The 18,773-nt window shown below is 43.8% G+C and carries 4 protein-coding genes and 1 riboswitch; of the genes, 3 read left to right on the top strand and 1 reads right to left on the bottom strand.

Annotated features, from left to right (window positions below):
• Window positions 1-540: 540 nt before the first annotated feature.
• The 3 genes from FD27_RS08640 to FD27_RS08155 all read left to right on the top strand — a co-directional run bounded on the left by FD27_RS08640 (window position 541) and on the right by FD27_RS08155 (window position 17,262).
• Window positions 541-711, top strand: coding sequence for a YSIRK-type signal peptide-containing protein (locus FD27_RS08640; protein ID WP_083482722.1), 171 nt, complete (start codon window positions 541-543; stop codon window positions 709-711).
• The gene (locus FD27_RS08975; RefSeq protein ID WP_151495774.1) at window positions 683-15,565 is read left to right on the top strand and encodes a mucin-binding protein; all 14,883 of its coding nucleotides are present in this window, start codon (window positions 683-685) and stop codon (window positions 15,563-15,565) included. The genes FD27_RS08640 and FD27_RS08975 overlap by 29 nt, the downstream gene beginning before the upstream one ends.
• 107 nt (window positions 15,566-15,672) lie before the next feature.
• Window positions 15,673-17,262: a mucin-binding protein gene (locus FD27_RS08155; protein ID WP_057752523.1), complete on the top strand. Its 1,590-nt coding sequence runs from the start codon at window positions 15,673-15,675 to the stop codon at window positions 17,260-17,262.
• A 133-nt stretch (window positions 17,263-17,395) separates the two neighbouring features.
• On the opposite strand, the gene FD27_RS08150 is transcribed toward FD27_RS08155, so the two are convergent.
• Window positions 17,396-18,487, bottom strand: a complete 1,092-nt coding sequence (locus FD27_RS08150) for an FRG domain-containing protein (RefSeq protein WP_057752520.1) — start codon at window positions 18,485-18,487, stop codon at window positions 17,396-17,398.
• Between the two features lie 155 nt (window positions 18,488-18,642).
• Window positions 18,643-18,732, top strand: a riboswitch (TPP riboswitch).
• The last annotated feature ends 41 nt before the right edge of the window (window positions 18,733-18,773 follow it).

Below are 18,773 nucleotides of genomic sequence, written 5' to 3'. Positions count from 1 at the left end.
TTGTGGTTACCGACCGTAATGCTAGGGCTTTATTAATATTGCTACTCAATTGATAAATTTAACTACTTTAGAATCACGTTATATGCAAGAATGATGAAAAAGGGCTGACTAATGAAATAATAATTATCAGCCAATTAGATTGTCACTAAAGTCACTTCTTTGATCTAAATGATTAGGAAGTTATTAAGACGATTATTAATGGCGGTCGACCAGGTGCTAATCACTAAATAATTAATAAACAATTACTAAAAGCTTGTGCTACGTTGCTTTGATCAAGCAGCAGGTACAAGCTTTTTTAATGCCATGAGAAATTTAAATAAAGCAATTAGGTATTGATAAGTGCTTTTTTATAAGCGGCTACTTAAAAATAATAAAGAAAATTATTAACAAAAAAGCTCACGATTGAACAGACTGCAGTAAAAACGTGGCGTTGATTGAATTTATTATATAAATAAGTTATCATAAGAACTGTAAAGCATATAATCTTAATTTAGTTAATCAGTTGATAAGAATTGATGGAAATTAGGGGGGAAGCTAAATATGCTATCAAAAAATAATATTTGGGAATATCATCGTAAAAATGATCCAACCAAACAGCGCTTCACAATTAAGAAATTAACTGTTGGTGTTGCTTCTGTTTTGATTGGGATGACATTTGCAGGAACCAGTGTGGCTTCTGCCGATGACGTACCCCGCACAAAAGGGCAATAATGCTCCTAGTGACACTAATAGTGGCGCTAATACAGGAGCATTGAACGGGTCACAAGTAGCCTTAAAGGGCAGTAACACCCAAAGCTCTACTAACAACGGTGCAACGCAAACATTTACACCTACGTCGAATGGATCAGCACAGGGTCTTTCGGCTTCTTTGCGATCTGTTCCACAACCTTCTTCTTGGCCAAACAATGGTAAGAATAACCATTTAGATAAAACTCAACTAGAGACAGTTAAGAATGCTAGTTTAGCAGATTCTCAAAATAAGATCGATAATCGTTATAACGCGGAACGAACTGCGGAAACGAGCGCAGCCACTAAGACCCAGCCAGCAACTCCACAACCGGTTCAAAACAACCAGGATGTTAGCACGTGGGCTGATTTACAAGCTAAGTTAGCCGACAGCAGTGTTGACCAAATTACGATTACTGGCAATATCACGGCCGATACACAGCTCCATGTTAATGGGAATCCACGACTTGGTACTGTTGGTATGCGCGATTGGGCTGGTTTAGCTAATGCTGAAGATAAGTCCCAGCCAACCACCACTAATGGTCACACGGTTACCATCGTTGGTAAGAACGGTGCCACTATTAACGTTGCTCGGAACATGCAAGCACTGAAGCTTGGTGGTAGTGGCTGGAACATTACCTTTAAGAACCTGATCTTTAACACTGATAACCAAGTCGGTGTTCTGGATCTATCCGCTACCCAGGGTAAGCAGTCCGTTACTTTCAATAATGTTAATGCTAGTGGATCCGCTTTGTATAACGGTGGCGGTGACACTGATGTTTACATTGTTCGTAATACAACATCCAATGTTAATAGTCAGACGTACACGAGTGCGGCTCAACAAGGCTTTGATGACCAATACAGTAGCAAGTATGGTACATACTTCAACAATGGTTCCACCACTGATTCCGGTAACACTTTAATTGATCGTAATTACTGGCGGTCTGCCCCTAACGTCCGGGCAGCTAATATCATCATTACTGATGGGTCCAGCTTAACTGCCAACCGGACCGTCGATGGTGATGGCCTGGTCGCATATGATGGTCTTGTCCGGAATACTATTAATGGTTCATCTACCAAGACTGATCGCGGTCACGTTTATGTTGGTAATAATGCTAAGTTAAACATTAACCTGAAGGATAGCAATTTAGATGGTAATGCTCTGAAGTCTTCAGAACGGAACAACTTGGAAACCCACAACATTGGTATCCGGGTTAACAACAACGGTACTTTGATTACCGGTGAAAACGCCCAGGTTAAGATGAAGGTTGGCCATGGTCGGGCAGTTTCGTTTGGTTCATATAACATCAGCTCCGTACCCGGTGCTAATGCTAATTACATTCAACGGGCTGACCAAGCTTCCCTTACCGAAGATCATCCTGAAATTGAAAACAACGTTTATGTTGGCAAAAACAGTACATTAGACATCATGGGTCGTGAAGGCCTGATTCTTGGTAACCGGGGAACCTTCATTTCTGATGCTGGTAGTGTCACTAACATTAACAACTGGGGAACTGGTAACGGCTTCGATGGCGGCGACTTTGGAATGTTCATTGCCGGACCATCCTCAACCGTTAAGTTCACCAGTAACGGTCGTAGTCATTCTGCTGGTGACTACAGACAGAACAACTACTTTGCCCTTGGTGAAGATGGCAAGATCGTTGTCGACAAGGATGCTTCCCTGTCCGTTATCTTGACTAACCAAGGCTTGTCACTGTACAACGATAATATCCAACTCTTGTCTACTCATTACCATGATCCATTAGTATGGGTAAAAGATGGGGCTACATTGGATGTCCGGAGTGATGCTCAGTCACGGGATGCCGAATTGATTTCAGTACCCCTTGGTGGAGCTGCGGGTTCACAGGGTTCACGGACCGCTTACTTCGTCATGGACAACGCTAAGTACATCAACCTGGAACGTGATGCGGTCACGACCAACGTTACCGGTGGGGGAACCAACCGGAACGGTGATGGTAACTTAATCTTCATGGATCCAACTAACGGAAACTACTTCAGCGGTAACCGTGGTGGGGTCAGTGGCTTTGTTGGCCAAGGTCACTACGAATTATTCAAGTGGAACAACGAGAACCTGTCCAGTAAGCCAGTTCAGTACAACCCAACTATCACCCCAAAGGAAAACACCGAAAACTTCTACAAGTCTGCACAACAGGTTTGGGATGGTATCAAGGGCTTCTATCAAGCACGGAATGGTTACAATACCGATGCTTCTACCATGCAATTAGTTGCCGATGATAGTAGTGATGTTACTAAGCCCGCTGAGAAAGGTGGTGCGGCCTTTAATGATGTAAAAAACGGCTTTAGTTTAACTAACTCCCAACGGTTAGTTATCATGGGTCACAACATTGAACCAGTTAACCCTGACCACACGACTGATTACTATGTTAAGACAGATGTTGACAAGCACATTATTCGGGAAGTCAAATATGTCGTTGATAATGGTGAATCAAGTGCCAGCCAAATGGCAGAATTAGCGCCTGCCAACTTCACTACCGCGCCAACTGGCGACCAGGTAAGACAGGATAACCACTTCATCGGGACAGGTTACATTGACATCACGACTGGTGACCTGGTTGAAATCCAAAAGAATGATGACGGCACTCCAAAGCTTGATAAGTACGGCCACTTACAAGCTGTCTTAGGACGTGACGGTAAGCCTGTTCAAGGTGCATTAAGCTGGGCTCTTCAGGCGGACGGTAAGCAAGGCAAGTTCGATGCCTCAGCATTGCCGGGCATTGATTCTAGCAAGTACCAATTTGAACGGATTGATGTTTCTGAAGATACTGGTCTTGCAACTGATAGTAATGGTAACCCAGTCTATGTTAAGAAACTCCAATACGGTAAGGATGGCCAACCGGTTTATCAAAACGGTCAACCAGTTTATATGTACGCTCAAAAGCTCGATAGTCAGGGTAACCCAATCTTTGACGATGATGGTAACCCAGTCTATGACTACACGAAGCCATTATACGTTCAAGCCAAGGACGAAAATGGTCAGTTATTGTGGAACGCAGATGGAACACCAAAGTACGAACAAGAACGCAAGGCCGAAATTTCACATACGAGTTTAACGGCGAATAGTGAAATTCCAGCTAAGGAAAACGTTACCCACGCGACGCCAACCCCTGAAATTTACTACGTTGTTTACAGGGCAGTTAACCCGGATGAAAACCGTCAAGCAACGTTGAAGTTCCATGATGACACTACTAATCAAGACATTAACAATAACGTTATCAATGGTGTTGACCTGACACCAGCCAATGGTGCTACAGGAACGGCAATTAGTTTTGGTAATGGGGATCAGTCTGTCCAAAAGATCTTGGCTAATGGTTACGTTATTGATTCAATTTCTGGTACCGGAATTACTGGTAATGTCAAGGTCGGTTCTTATGACGATGCTGCTACCCACTTTGGTAAGTTTGGTGCAGACACGGCCAACTTTGTCATCCACTTTAAGCATGGTGCACAGTTAGTTGATCCTAACCACCCGCTAGATGGGAATGATCCCGCTAACAAACAACACTACACGAACTTGACGACGGATGACTTGACCCACCAAGTTACCGAAACGGTCCACTACGTTCACGATAATGCTGATGGATCACAAACTGATATTGCACCTTCACACAGTCAGCAATTGAACTTTGCTGGTCATACTTATATTGATAAGGTTACCGGGAATTTGATTGCTGAAGCTAATGTGGCTGATAAGAATGGTCAGCAAATTAGTGATCGTACCAGAGATGCGGCATATGAAGTTTATGGTACTGACCCAGCAACTGGTAAGGTTACCTGGGAAGCTCAGAATAACAAGACAGCCTTTGATGGTTATGCTGCAGTAAATGTTACTGGTTATAACTACAACTACACGTCATCCACACCAGCAGAATTTAGTTCTGCTGTTGACAGCAATGGTAAGGTTAACACGATTACACCAATTGCTAATATTCAAAATATTAACAATAACAGTATTTCCGCTGTTGCCTTGACCCTGCATTACAGTGCTATTCCACACTTAGCTGCTGATATTGAAAAGCGGCAAATTTCCCTGGAAGTTTCCCGGGACGTTAAGTACAAGAATAATGGTAATAGTGATGGCCAAGCAGTTAAGGATGACTTAGTAAATGACGGTAACTTGAACAGCAACACTGATGAGCGGAACGAAGCTGCCCAACTGCCTGATATGGATCCAGACACCCTGCAAGGTAACCGGGACACCAAGCAGACCATTAAGCTGACCGGGACCGCCTGGTATGACAAGTCAACTGGGAAGTTCGTCAAGGTTAATGATCATGGCTATGCTATTGACAGTCAGGGCCGTTACATCACGTATGATGCTAATAATAAGCCAGTAGTTGGTTACCTTGATAGTGAGGGTAAGTTGCAAGTTCAACTTGACTCACGTGGTAATGAAATTCCAACCCAATACGTTCAAGGTGGCTTTACTTGGACTGTTACTGACCAAGGTCAAGGTTGGGATTCACCAACGGCTGACGGTTATACGAGAGTACCAGACAAAGTTACCGACTTAAATGTTGTCTTTAACGACGCTAACGGTAATCCAATTATCCCTGGGAATGCTCACCCAACGGTTCAACAGGTTGTCGATTACTTGAACCAGCAATCTGAACAGGCAGCTAGTCAGGAAGCTGTTGCTGGAGATGTCATTCAAGACCCAAGTAATTACCCATCCAAGGCTCACCCGAACTTAGCACGGTTATTCCCACAATTGGCACCGAACACTGGTAGTCAATACATCTTTGACCAATATCAATACAATAATGGCCCAATCTTTACCTTAGCGGTTGACCGTAACAACCCAGCACGGGGCAATGTTTACGTTTACGTAACTAGTGCGGATTATAGCCGTATCTTACAATGGAATACCAACGATGGTGGCCATTATAACTACTGGTGGATTGCTGGTGACGGTGGTCAGACCACTTATAATTTCAGCGATGGATCATGGGTTCAAATCAATAGCTTCGGTCCAGTTACAGGTAATTCTATTTCCGTAAACACTAATAATGGTAATAACCCACTGCGCCGGATCTTTGGTTATGGTTCCCAAACCACCGCTGATGGTTCTGCATGGGGTGATTACAAGCCACGTGAAATTACCCAAACCATTAAGTATGTCGATGTGGATACCGGTGAAGAAATTCCAGGTTACCCAGAAGTTCAGATCAAGGGCTTAATTGGGCAACACTTTAATGCTCAACAAATCAACCCATTAACAATTGCTGGTTACAAGTTACAAAATGTAGAGATGGCTAGTGGGTCAATTTCAGATTATCAAGTTGGCCATACCTATAACCGGACTTGGTATTCATACAATGGTAACGACCGGTATGAAGTTAAGGAAAGTTATACCTTAGTCAATAACAATGGGACAATGGATGCTACCATCAGTGTTCAGCGGTTCACCCTTGGTCGAGACGGCCGTTACTATGCAGCGGAAGCACCATATATTAACTATGGGCGAATTGGTGCCAACGATGCACTTGCCGGCCAATATGGTTTCAAAGCGCAAAACCCATTTGTTCCATCGACTAGTACGGTTTCCTTGAAGTACAAGAAGGTACCACTTTCTGCTCAAGAAAACCCATACTACGTTGTTTACACACCGGTAGCGGAAACCCAGAAGGCCCAACTGAAATTCGTTGATGATGATAATAATGGTGCATTGATTGCGCCGTCACAAGATGCCACTGGGAAATACGAGGACCCAATCAACTTTGCTAACGCACAGGACACGGTTAATAATCTTGAGAACAAGTATGTCTTTGTTAATGTCACTGGGACTGGCGTGACAAGTTCAAGCAACCCAACCCAGTACAGTGATTACACGTTGCCTAAGTTCGATAATGATAAGGACAACAATCAGACATTTGTTGTTCACTTCAAGCACAAGATTGACCATGTCGACCATAATACGGCCGGTCATAGCGACTTGGATAAGACGGTTACCCGTGGAATTACTTACGTTCACCAAGACGGTACGCAAGCTCATGCTCCAGTTAACCAGTCTGCTGAATTCCAAGGTGACTACTACGTTGATGCAGTAACTGGCCAGATGGTTCAGGTTGAAATGAACAATGGGCAACCAGTCAAGGACGCTCAAGGTAACTACACGGTTGCAAAAGATTCTCAAGGTAATCCAGTTCCTGGAAACATTAATTGGCAGAAGGTCAGCGGTGACACACCATTTGCTGCTGTTCCTGCTGTAACGATTAATGGTTACCACGTTGCACGGATTGAAACTTCTAATGCTGATGGCCAGTACAACGTTGGCGAAGATGGTGCAGTTGCTCAACAAACGGTTGATCATAACAGTCTAAGTTCAACGGTTAAGATTGTTTATGCCCCAACAGTTAATGACCAAGCAGCTGACCTGACCATTATTGATGAAACAACAGGAAACCGTTTGAATTACTACAAGAACGATGCTGAACCAAACACGGAAATCAGCTTTGCTGGTGCTGCGCAAGCGGTTCAAGGACATCTTGATAATGGCTATGTTTGGGATTACGCAACTTATAACCAACCAAACACTACTAGACTGAGTGCTGAGAATTTTGGTGAGATCCAATTCGGCAAGTACGACAATAACGACAACACGACACAAAGTTGGGTTGTTTACTTGAAGCACGGTACGAAGCCAGTAACGCCAGACCAACCTGGTGGTCACTACACAAAGGATGATCTGGACAAGACGATTAATCGTGACGTTACCTATGTTTACAAGGGTGACGGTACCCATGCTGCTGGTTCACAAGCTGCGGCACCAGTACATCAATCAGTTGAATATACTGCAAAGGGTACAATTGACACGGTTACTGGCCAATTAGTTGAAGTCGATGGTCAAGGTAACATTGTTAAGAATGCCGATGGCACGATTAAGCAAGGTCAATTAACGTGGACGCCAGCAACTAGCCACGAATTTGAAGCAGTCCCTGCTCAAACAGTCACTGGCTACCATGTTGACCACGTTGAAGAGACTAATGCTACTGGTTACACTGTTGGTACTGACGGTGCAGTTGGTGTTCAAACTGTTAACCACGATAGCCTGAGCTCCAGTGTTAAGGTTGTTTATGTTGCTGATGCACCAGAACCAATCAAGCAGGGTACCATTACAGTTAAGTACCATGATACGACTGACAATGTTGATATTCCGGGCTATGGAACCAGTGCTACTGGTAATGAAAATGCTCCATTCAGTTACGATCCAAACGCTCAGGACTTACCAGCTCTTGAGCAACGTGGCTATGTTCTGGATGGGCCACTACCAATGATTCCAACGAGCTTTACTGATGGCCCACAGAATGTGGTCATCAACGTTAAACATGGTACAGAACCTGTCAACCCAGGCCATCCAGGCGCTGGTTACAGCAGAACTGACCTTGAAAAGACCGTCACACGGACGATTAACTACTTAGACGGTCAGGGTAACCCAGTATCTACTGCACACAATGACAGCTTTACCTTTACTGCTCATGGAACGGTAGATAAGGTTACTGGTAAGTTAGTAACTGTTGACAGCCAAGGTAAGATCACCGGCCCAGGTAGCTTAACTTGGAATGCGGACAACCACGAATTTGCTCATGTTGATTCACCAGGTATCGCCGGTATGCACGTCACGAACGTTACGCCAGCTGACCAAAAGGATGGCGACAATGTTAAGGCCGTGACTGTCAACAACGCTAGTGGCAATATTGTTGTGAATGTTTACTATGCACCAAATGGTACTCACCAAGACGGTGCACGGACCGTTCCATCAACCCAAACGGTTAACTTTGTTGATGATCAAGGTAACCAGTTACGGAACCCAGTAGTTGATAGCTTCACCTTTAGCCGGACTCCAGATGAAACTGATGCTCAAGGTCATACCACGCAAGGCACTTGGAACACGGAAAGCCATACCTATGGTGTTGTTAATGCCGAAGTCATTCCTGGCTATGTAGCAACTAAGCAGAGTGCTGGTGGCAAGACCGCTACGGTTGATAACCCTAACGTTGTAGATGAAATTATCTACCACAAGGTATCCAAGATTATTCCAGTAACACCTGATCACAACCCAATTCCAGGTGCACCACAGCCACAATATCCAAACGATCCAACGGACCCAACGAAGGTCACGCCAAACGAACCAATTCCAACTGTTCCTGGCTACACCCCAGTTGATCCAAGTCCAATCACGCCAGTTGATCCAACTAAGCCAACTGAAGTTGTTTACACGAAGAATGAACAAAATGAAAAGGCCAAGTTAACCATCATTGATATTAGTGATGGCAACAAGAACATTGGCGAGTTCAACGCTGCTGGTAAGGATAACAGTGCTATTAGCTTTGACGGTGCTGCTACTACGGTTGACGCTTTGATTAGAAGCGGATACAAAGTTGAAGGCATTGTTCAGGCTACTACTGATCCAAACAATCCAATTCAATATGGGACTGACTATGCTAACGCCGCCAGTCGATGGAAGTTTGATGATAAGCCAGGCACTGACCAAAACTTCTATATTTACGTTGAACACAGTTATGAACCAGTCAACCCTAATAATTCTTATGGCAGAACTGATTTAACAAGAGTTGTTAAGGAAACTGTTCATTATCTTAACGAAGCAGATAACAGCCCAGTTGCAAGTGATTACACCAATACTGCTACCTTTACGGGTCAAGGTATGGTTGATAAGGTGACTGGTAAGATGCTTGCTATTAAGAGCATTGAGAATGGCCAAGTTACTTACGATAAAGATGTTGCTAATGAAATTGACATCAGTACGGCAACAGACAATGACTTCGTATGGTCTAACCCAACTACATTTGACAAGGTAACGTCGCCAACGATTGCTGGCTACACAGTTGATCCTGCCCGGACGACTCCAAGTGACCTTGCTGATGGTAATGACATCAAGGCAATTGAGAATGTTGCTTACAACCACCATAACGTGGAAGCAACGGTCTACTACAAGGCCAACCCTGTTAAGACGCAACAGAGTGCAGAATTAATTATTAAGGATGTTACTCCAGGTCAAGAAATGAACTTGGGTACTTATACGCAAAGTGGCCTTGAAGGCGATGCAATTAGATTCAATAATGCAGATGCTCAGGTAACTAACCTTCTTAACAAAGGTTATAAGTGGGTTAATGCTAGTTACAATGGCACTGTTCTAAACGGTGTTACTAACTACGGCGGCATTCACTTTGGTAATTATGATGATCAGTCTGATAATAATGGCATTAGTCAGAAGTGGGTCATCGAATTAGACCATAGTTACACACCAGTTAACCCAGGTCATCCAGACGATAAGGATGGCTACACTAAGGATTATCTTGACCGGACAATTACCCGGAAGGTTACCTATGTTGACCAACAAGGTAATGAAATGGCTGGATTGACCCCAGTAACTCAAACTACTGAGTTTAAGGGTGAAGGTTACTTAGATAACGTTACTGGCAAGTGGGTCACCGTTGAAAACAATAAGATTACTGGCCTGGCAAATGGTTTAACTTGGACGCCAAGCGAAAATCAGACCTTTGCCGCAATTAATGCGAAGACGGCTAATGGTTACCATGTTGTATCTGTCAGTGGTAATAACATTGTTGGTTACACGGTTGATCGGACTGGTGCAGTCAGTCAACAAACGGTTTCTCGGGATACACCAAGTTCAGACGTTGTTGTTGTCTATGCACCAGATTCTCAAGTACCAGTCAATGCACAAGGATCCATCAAGTATATTGATGACACAACTGGATCACAGTTAGCGGACGCTTCATTTAGTGGTCATGTCGGTGAGCTAATTAATTATCAAACAGCTGACAAGATTCAGAACTATGAAGCTCATGGTTATGTACTAGTTTCCAATAACTTTAAGGATGGCCAAGAAACCTTCTTAGAAGGCAACAACAACTTTGAAGTTCACTTGAAGCATGGTACGCGTCCAGTTGACCCAGATCACCCAGCTGATCCTAATAAGCCAGTTGATCCAAACAAGCCAGATACCCCAGCGCCAACTAATCCAAACTTGAGTAGAAAAGATCTGGATAAGACTATTACCCGGACGATTGAGTACCATTACGCTGATGGTAGTCAGGCTCTACAACCAGTTCCACAACAGATTGAATTTAAGGGTCACGGTACTATTGACTTGGTAACTGGTAACCTTGTTACGATGAACGGCAACCAAATTGCTAACCAACAAGGTAAGATTACGTGGGATCACGATAGTCAGAACTTTGCTGCCGTTCCAGCAATTGACCTTACTAATTACCACATCATCAGTATTAGTAAGACTAATACCGATGCTAATGTTGATGAAACTACTGGTGCAGTTGCTGGTGAAGCAGTAACGCCAACGAACCGTGACAGTAAGATCATCATTACGTTAGCTAAGAATCCAGCACCAACGCCAGTTAACGACCAATTAGCGGTTGTTAACTATATTGATGCCGATGAAGGCAATGCTGTTATTGCAACTTCTGGTGACTTAAATGGTAAGCCAGGTACTAAGATTGATTACAGCACGGCTTCAACCATCAATGAGCTGGAGAAGAAGGGTTATGTTCTAGTCAACGATGGCTTCCCAACAGGAGCAACCTTCGACCATGACGACAGCACTACCCAGACTTACACTGTTGTTCTGAAGCATGGTCACACGACCGTAACGCCAGATAAGCCAGGTAATCCAGGTCAACCAGTTGATCCAAACAATCCAGATGGACCTAAGTACCCAGATGGTACTGGCATTGACAACCTGAAGAAGACTGGTACCCAAACGGTTCACTACGTTGGTGCCGGTAATAAGACCCCAGGTGATAATAAACAGATCTTTGACTTCACCAAGACGATCACCTTTGATAACGTCACTGGTAAGATCACTGACGACTCTGGTTGGAATGTCACGAGTCACACCTTCGGAAGTGTTGACACACCAGTTGTTGATGGATTCCATGCTGATAAGCGGACTGCTGGTAACACGACGGTAACACCGGATGATTTGACGAAGACGGTTATCGTAACCTACACGCCAAATGGTAAGATCATCCCAGTTGATCCAAACGGAACCCCAATTCCAAATGTACCAACGCCGCAATACCCAACGAGTCCAAACGACCCAACGACGGTAACGCCGGATGAACCAGTGCCAAATATTCCTGGTATGACGCCAGAAACACCAACGGTAACACCAACTGATCCTGGTAAGGCTACAAAGGTTATTTACAACGTTCCTACTAAGGATGAAGGGGTCGTTAATGTTATCGTTCATGACAATACGACTGGTCATAACTTACCAGAGTATGGCTGGAATAGTGGTAGTCATGAGGTTGGTACAAAGGTTGACTTCGATAAGCCTGTCACTATCCAGAAGCTTGAGAACGCCGGCTACAAGGTTATCAACCCAGATGTGACTGTGCCAACGGAAATTACCAAAGGGACAACTAATGTCACAATTTACGTTGAACACCAGATTGTACCGGTAACGCCGGATAAGCCAGGTAACGGCCTTGACCACGATGACCTTTACAAGACCGTTACGGAAACGGTTCACTACGTAGGCGCCGGCGCTAAGACCCCAGCTGATCAGACGGCTCAACTGCACTTCTCCGGAATTGCTTACTACGATTCTGTAACGAAGAAGTGGACAGATGCTAATGGCAACGAGTTGACTGACCAGACTAAGAACATCACTTGGTCCGCTCAAGATGGTCACCAGTTTGCTACAGTCGTAACACCAATTATTGATGGCTACACTGCCACCGTCCAAAACGGCTATGATGATGGTCAAGGTAACGTTAAGACGTTGACTGGTATTAACCAGAACTCTAGCGACGTTAACGTCACCGTTACCTATAAGCAAAATCAAACTCCAACCCCAGAACAAGACGAAAAGGCTAACCTCCATATTATCGACATGAACGATAATAATAAGGAAATTGACCAATTCGATGCTACTGGTAAGGACAATAGTGCAATTAACTTCAAGGGTGCTGAAACGACAATTGCTGCGCTGGTTAAGAGCGGATACGTAATTCACAGTATCGTTCAGGCCACTGCTGATCCAAACAAGCCAATTCAATATGGGACGGACTACACAAGCGCTGCTAGTCAATGGAAGTTTGACGAGCAACCAGGTGTTGATCAAGCCTTCTACGTATACTTAGAACATGGTTACACACCAATTAATCCAGAAAACGCCTTTGGTCGGACTGACTTGACGCGGACAGTAACGGAAACCGTTCACTACGTTGATGAAGCCACTGGCAAACCATTGACGACGGATTACACCGATACTGCTACCTTCAGAGGCCAAGGGATGGTTGATAAGGTTACTGGTAAGATGCTCCGTGTTCAGAGTGTTGAGAATGGCCAGATTACTTATGACCATGACATTAATCACGAAATTGATATTAGTACAGCTACTGATAACGACTTCGTATGGTCTAACCCAGTCACATTCGCCAAGGTAACGTCACCAACGATTGGTAATTACACGATCGATGCTGCTCGGACGACCCCAAGTGATCTTGCTGATGGTAATGACATCAAGGCAATTGAGAATGTCGCTTACAACCACCCTAATGTGGAAGCAACGGTTTACTACAAGGCCAACCCAGTACCAGTTAATGATCAAGTAGCGATTGTTAACTACGTTGATGCTGATGAGGGCAACAAGGTTATCATTACTTCTGGTAACTTGGTTGGTAAGGCTAACACCAAGATCAACTACTCCACGGCTTCAACGATTAAGGACCTTGAGAACAAGGGTTACGTTCTAGTCAATGATGGTTTCCCAGCCGGAGCAACCTTTGATAATGATGACAGTACTACCCAAACTTACACTGTTGTTCTGAAGCATGGTCACACGACCGTAACGCCAGATAAGCCGGGTAACCCAGGTCAACCAGTTAATCCAAACAATCCAAATGGGCCTAAGTACCCAGATGGCACTGATATCAACAACCTGAAGAAGACTGGTACGCAGACAATCCACTATGTTGGCGCCGGTGATAAGACCCCAGCTGATAATAAACAGAGCTTTGACTTTACTAAGACGATTACCTTTGATAACGTCACTGGTAAGATCACTAATGACTCTGGTTGGAATGTCACGAGTCACACCTTCGGAAGTGTTGACACACCAGTTGTCAATGGATACCACGCCGATAAGCGGACTGCTGGTAATACCACAGTAACGCCAACCGACTTGACGAAGACGGTTACTGTAACCTACACGCCAAATGGTAAGATTGTTCCAGTTGATCCAAACGGGAACCCAATTCCAAATGTACCAACGCCACAATACCCAACTAATCCAAACGATCCAACGACGGTAACGCCGGATGAACCAGTGCCAAACATTCCTGGTATGACGCCAGAAACACCAACGGTAACGCCAACTGATCCTGGTAAGGATACTAACGTTATTTACAATGTGCCAACTAAGGATCAAGGAATTGTTAATATTGTTGTTCATGACAATACTACTGGCAATGATTTGACTGAATATGGTTGGACTAGTGGTGAACATGAGATTGGCACGAAGGTTGACTTCAACAAGGCACAAACCATTACGAACCTTGAAAACAAGGGTTATGAAGTTGTCAACCCAGGAGTTACTGTTCCTGGTGAGATTACGAAGGGTACGACGACTGTTACGATTTACGTTGTTCACAAGACTAAGACCGTAACGCCAGATCAGCCAGGTAACCCAGGTCAACCAGTTGATCCAAACAATCCAAATGGGCCTAAGTATCCAGATGGTACTGATATCAATAGTCTGAAGAAGACTGGTACGCAGACGATCCATTACGTTGGCGCCGGTGATAAGACTCCAGCTGATAATAAGCAGAGCTTTGACTTCACCAAGACAATCACCTTTGATGAAGTAACTGGCAAGGTTATCAATGATTCTGGATGGAATGTAACTAGCCACACCTTTGGTAACGTTGATACACCAGTTGTTGAAGGGTATCATGCAGATAAGCGGACTGCCGGTGGTCAAACGGTAACTCCTGATGACTTAACCAAGACGGTTGTTGTTACCTACACGTCTAACGGTCATATCATTCCGGTTGACCCTAATGGCAACCCAATTCCAAATGCTGATCAACCACAATTCCCAACTGATCCACAGGACCCTACTAAGACAACTAGTGGTCAAATCCCTGATGTACCCGGCTACAAGCCAGAAAATGGTAAGCCAGGTGACCCAGTTGCTCCAAACGAGGATCCAGGAAAGGATGTTAAGGTTCCTTACGTCACTCCTGAAACTGACCAACAAGCGGTTGTTAACTATGTTGATGTTGATACTGGTCAACAAATTGCTACTTCCGGAATTCTTTCTGGTAAAGCAGGAACAAGCATTAACAAGCTTTACAGCACTAGTGCAGAGCTTCAAAAGCTCGAAGCTGCTGGCTATGAACTTGTTTACAATGGCTTTGATGGTGATGGAATTGTGAAGAACTTCGATAATGACAGTAATGTTACTCAAGTCTTCACGGTGGCATTGAAGAAGAAGGCAACGCCAACTCCTACACCAACTCCAGAACCAACTCCGCAACCACAACCTGTTCCAGAACCAACGCCGGAACCAACTCCACAACCACAACCTGGTCAACAGCCAACACCACAGCAACCAACTCCACAACAAACAGTTAATGTTCAACCAGCCGAAGAAGCACAGCAGCCAACATCAGCTGCAACCCTTCCACAAACTGGTAACGATCAGACTGCTGAAGCTGTTGCTTTAGGTGCAGCGGCCGCACTTGCTGCTCTTGGTTTGGCAGGAACAGATAAGAAGAAGCGTCGTAATTAGTTTGATTATTAATTAGTTCATTACTACAATTAGAATAGAACTAGCCAATAGGGAGTGACATGAACAATGCCACTCCCTATTTGGGGTTTCAGTTGGGAGGAATTACCATGCAAACAGAAGTAAAAGGTCAGCCACAATCTTTTGCGATTATTAATTATGTTGATCTAGATAACAACATGGCGCAAATTGCAACGTCTGGTCAGATTACCGCTACTAGTGACTACCACCTTGATGAGCAAATAAAAAAGCTTCAAAGCCAAGGCTATGAACTCGTCACTAATGGTTTTGCCCAGCAGCGCTTTGATAACCAGACCCACCTACTGACATTCAAGCACCAGCGCCAAGTGGTAACGGGTAATCATCTTGACCATGGTGTTGAGCCAAATGAAGTTGCTAAGGTGGGGCACCAAATAGTTCACTATCAAGGAGCAGGTAGTCGGACGCCTCGTGACAGTCAGACAACCGTCCAGTTGAGCCGGTCAATCATCTTTGATAAAGTGACCAATAAGAGGATGGGAAGTAAGCCATGGCGGCCGGTTCACTCAAATTACCCAGTCATTGGCAGTCCCAGTGTTCAGGGATATACTCCTTCTCAGGCAATGGTCGGCGGTCATGAAGTTGATCCAGCAAAACCAGATGTGGAATATACTGTTGATTACCGCTTAATTAAGCAAGCATCAACTGGGCCACAAACAGCAGTGATCCGCTTCTTAGACATTGATAACCATAATCAGGCCATCATAACGCCAGTTGAGGTTACCGGTCAGCCAAATGCGGTCATTAATTACGACCCAACTGAAACAATTAAGCAGTTAATTAACCGCGGCTATGAGTTAGTTGATAATGGCTTTAATCCGGACGGGGCACCACAGTTCTTTGATGCTAATGATCAGTTTGAACAAACTTACATCATTACATTGCAACACCGTCATGCCAATGTTTCACCACAACATCCCCAAGCTTCAGTCAACGCTGACCAATATCAACGGACAACGAAGCTAACTGTGCAGTTTTCTGGTGCCGGTGATAAAACTCCGCAACCGATTGTGCAAGCAGTCAATTGGGGACGAACGATTACGGTGGACCTGGTGACTGGTGAGCTAATCACGGCTAGTCCTTGGCAAGCTGATGAGCAGTCATATAAACCAGTGGCGGTTCCAGTAGTTAATGGTTTTCATTCTACTGTTAAGACGGTCGCTGCCCAAAAAGTCACTGGTAATAATGATGTGGTCAACGTTAGTTACCAACCTGATGTTGTTGAAAATGCATCACAAGAACCAGCTGCTCCAACGGTACTCCAGAAGCCAATGGCGATTGTTAACTATGTTGACTTAGGGGATGAGAGCAAACAACTTGCTTCTTCTGGATTGATTTCCGGAGAGGTAGGCCAAAAGATTGCTGCGCGGTATTCGACAGCCGATGAAATTGAGCAGTTGAAGAAGGATGGCTACCAAGTGCTATACAACAACTTTGATCGTAATAGGGAAGAGCATGTCTTTAGTAATGATCAACTTCAGACATTCACGGTGGCATTAGTCAAAACCAATGCTTCAACGAATTTACGTAAGCTGTCAAAAGCACAAAGTGGCAACATCCTTAATCCGGTAGCGACTAGCGATGACCTGTCAGTTGTGTTTGACGCGCTGAAATCCTTGAATAGTCTCTTAGGATTAATGATGAAAAATAACTTTAAATGATGAGTTCCTAATAGGTAGTTCACACAAGTGGGTATAAAAAAGGGGAAGAGAAAAAGCAGAATGCTTTTTCTCTTCCCTTTCTCTGTTACTAGTAGTCTCGAACTTAAACTTACGAGTCTATTTCCCAGCTTCTTTAAAGCCCTAAGTACTTGTTTTTAATCATTTCAGCTTTTTTAGCGTGGTCTTCTGGATAAATAAAGCTGTAGTCAATTCCTAACTTGGCCAGTTCATCTAAAATGGATCGTTTATACTTGGCTGGAATAATATACTTCTCTTTTTCATTCGGGTTATCTGCATTATACAAGCTCAAAATATCAATGGCTGCTTGTGCCTGGCGTTCAATTTCGTGATAATCGACATTTACTGATTGATCATATTCATCACCAATGAATGGCACGAAGAGGAACAGTCCTTGCTGATTTTCCATTCGCCGGCTCATTCGCTTGATAGTCACTATCTTGGGGACAATCAGTTCGAGCGGATTCAATTTGTTGGCAAAACTTGGAATATCACGTTTGGCCTCTTCAAATAACCGCAAAAATGGCAGCGTCTGTAAGTCATGCTTGAATTCAGCAAAGTAGTTGGCGTCTTCATTTTCAAAGTAATTTAAATAGTCGTCACTCCACAAGCGGTGTTGCTGAGCAATGTAACTATTATCTAGTTGGTAGAACTTCTTAATGGTTTGAAAGAACGAACTCTTATCCGCCATGGATTGCCGGGCGAGAGATGATTCCAATTGCATTTCATTACTAAAAGCGTTTTTCTTAAAATAATTGTGGTGGGTCACACCAACTTTATACTGGTATTCAGCAATTAAGTTATGCCATCCCCGCTGGTCAAGCATTGCAGCGAGCTTATCCTGGTTAGGCTGATCTTTGTAAATGTAGACTTCGCCATTTCCCTGACCGCCTTTTACCGCAAAAAACAGGGCAATTAATGGATTAGAACTGACATCCAGTAATCTTGTTGGTAAGTGGTAGTGTTCCATCAATGCCATTCGTTCGAAATTAGTCCGGCATTTTTCAAACAACTGGGGATCAGTCATTAGAAAATCATTGAATAAATTATCTTCGTTATCCAGTAATTTGCGACTCCGAAAAATAGCTGGTAGGGTGTTGGAAAATGCATCATCCTGGCCACGAAAATAGAAGTTATGGTGCTTGTCATTGATTAATTTTTCGATTTCTTCAATGTAATCAGAGACGGTTTGAATAGTATGAATCATATTGAAAACCTGCCTTTATAACCAAGCGATCAGTAAATACAAATATCAGCTTTAGTTTAAGCTAGTTCAAACATAAACTCTAGTAAAAAAGATTGGTTTAAATGTAATCGCTTGCAGGAATTGACTATTTATTGTACAGTTAAAACAGAATTGAATATTAGCACTAGGGGTGCCCACTGCGGCTGAGATTATACCCTTGAACCTGTTAAGTTAATACTTGCGAAGGAAAGTTGCATTCATGTTACGCACGTAGGTTTTTAACTTACGTGCGTTTTGTTTTAGAAAG

Source organism: Limosilactobacillus frumenti DSM 13145, from assembly GCF_001436045.1.
Lineage (GTDB): Bacteria > Bacillota > Bacilli > Lactobacillales > Lactobacillaceae > Limosilactobacillus > Limosilactobacillus frumenti.
The sequence above is the reverse complement of the archived record's forward strand: the minus strand, read 5'-3'. Positions and strand labels throughout refer to the sequence as shown.

Coding starts and splice junctions, on each gene's coding strand:
- FD27_RS08155 (WP_057752523.1), top strand. CDS start 15,673: ATGCAAACAGAAGTAAAAGGTCAGCCACAATCTTTTGCGATTATTAAT.
- FD27_RS08640 (WP_083482722.1), top strand. CDS start 541: ATGCTATCAAAAAATAATATTTGGGAATATCATCGTAAAAATGATCCA.
- FD27_RS08150 (WP_057752520.1), bottom strand. CDS start 18,487: ATGATTCATACTATTCAAACCGTCTCTGATTACATTGAAGAAATCGAA.
- FD27_RS08975 (WP_151495774.1), top strand. CDS start 683: ATGACGTACCCCGCACAAAAGGGCAATAATGCTCCTAGTGACACTAAT.